The sequence below is a fragment of the Paracoccus pacificus genome (genome assembly GCF_042680785.1).
In the GTDB taxonomy this organism is placed as follows: domain Bacteria; phylum Pseudomonadota; class Alphaproteobacteria; order Rhodobacterales; family Rhodobacteraceae; genus Paracoccus; species Paracoccus pacificus.
Genome location: NZ_JBHUEN010000063.1, coordinates 1 through 2,202 on the forward strand (window position 1 = coordinate 1; position 2,202 = coordinate 2,202).

Annotated in this window: 1 rRNA gene; it reads right to left on the bottom strand. The window is 53.3% G+C overall.

Annotated features, from left to right (window positions below):
• Positions 1-2,202, bottom strand: a 23S ribosomal RNA gene (locus tag ACFSCT_RS19530); the annotation flags it as partial.

Below are 2,202 nucleotides of genomic sequence, written 5' to 3' on the forward strand. Positions count from 1 at the left end.
CAAGAGTGCGAAGGGTGGTATCTCAAGGATGGCTCCACAGCGACTGGCGTCACTGCTTCAATGCCTACCACCTATCCTGCACATCACAATCCTGATGCCAGTGCGAAGCTATAGTAAAGGTGCATGGGGTCTTTCCGTCTAACCGCGGGAAGTCTGCATCTTCACAGACAATTCAATTTCGCTGAGTCCACATTTGAGACAGCGGGGAGGTCGTTACGCCATTCGTGCAGGTCGGAACTTACCCGACAAGGAATTTCGCTACCTTAGGACCGTTATAGTTACGGCCGCCGTTTACCGGGGCTTCAATTCAATGCTTGCACATCTCCTTTTAACCTTCCGGCACCGGGCAGGCGTCAGACCCTATACGTCGTCTTACGACTTCGCAGAGCCCTGTGTTTTAAGTAAACAGTCGCCACCCCCTGGTTTGTGCCCCCCGCCCATAGTTGCCTACGAACGGGGCCTCCTTCTCGCGAACTTACGGAGGTATTTTGCCGAGTTCCTTAAATGTGGTTCTCTCAAGCGCCTTGGTATTCTCTACCAGTCCACCTGTGTCGGTTTAGGGTACGGTCTCATGGAGGGCTGTTTCCAGGAACCCCTAAGCGGCCCGATCAATCCAATAAGATCGAACAACCGTCGGGATCCGTCACCATCTCCTGGCCCAGGAATATTAACCTGGTTCCCATCGACTACGCATTTCTGCCTCGCCTTAGGGGCCGGCTTACCCTGCTCAGATTAGCTTTAAGCAGGAACCCTTGGACTTTCGGCGACAGGGTCTCTCACCCTGTTTGTCGCTACTCATGTCAACATTCTCACTTCTGATCACTCCACCGGATGCCTCACGGCCCGGCTTCACAGTCAGAACAATGCCTCCGCTATCCCGTCCCTCTTGCAAGGGATGACGGATAGAAGAGGCAGCGTTCTATATCACAGAACGCTCCGCTACCACGCACTTACGTGCATCCAAAGCTTCGGCTCGTGGCTTGAGCCCCGTTACATCTTCGCCGCAAGACCTCTTATTTAGACCAGTGAGCTGTTACGCTATCTTTAAAGGATGGCTGCTTCTAAGCCAACCTCCTGGTTGTTTTGGAAGTCTCACATGCTTTCCCACTTAGCCACGAATTGGGGGCCTTAGCTGTTGGTCAGGGTTGTTTCCCTCTCCACGACGGACGTTAGCACCCGCCGTGTGTCTCCCGGATAGTCCTTCCTGGTATTCGGAGTTTACTTAGACTCAGTAAGGCTGTGGGCCCCCATCATCCATGTAGTGCTCTACCCCCAGGAGGATACGTCCGAGGCGCTACCTAAATAGCTTTCGCGGAGAACCAGCTATCTCCAGATTTGATTGGCCTTTCACCCCTAGCCACAACTCATCCCGACCTTTTTCAACAGGTGTGGGTTCGGACCTCCAGTTGGTGTTACCCAACCTTCATCCTGGTCATGGCTAGATCATCTGGTTTCGGGTCTGATCCGTCTAACTAAGTCGCCCATTTAAGACTCGCTTTCGCTGCGCCTACACCTAACGGCTTAAGCTTGCTAGACAGACCAAGTCGTTGACCCATTATACAAAAGGTACGCCGTCACCGCTCAAGGCGGCTCCGACTGCTTGTAGGCGTCCGGTTTCAGAAACTGTTTCACTCCCCTCGTCGGGGTGCTTTTCACCTTTCCCTCACGGTACTGGTTCGCTATCGGTCAGCAAGGAGTACTTAGCCTTCGGGGGTGGTCCCCCGATCTTCGAACAGGATTTCACGTGTCCCGCCCTACTTAATACGTCCGATCAAACTTCCCATACGGGGCTGTCACCCGCTATGGCTGTGCTTTCCAGCACATTCTGGTCATTCTTACGGCTCGGCTGGTCCGGGTTCGCTCGCCACTACTACCGGAGTCTCTATTGATTTCCTTTCCTCTGGGTACTTAGATGTTTCAGTTCCCCAGGTTCGCTCTAATAACCCTATGTATTCAGGTTAAAAGTACTTGGTTTTGCCCGCTGTTAGCTGCATCGCCGTCAAGCTCCAGACCGGCCAAAGGCCGGCGCAGAGCAGACGTTATCGCGAAGCAATAACAACGAACAATCAAGTGGGTTTCCCCATTCGGAGATTCATGGATCAAAGCCTGTTCTCGGCTCCCCATGACTTATCGCAGAGTACCACGTCCTTCATCGCCTCTTGCTGCCAAGGCATCCACCAAACGCCCTTATCGCGCTTGATT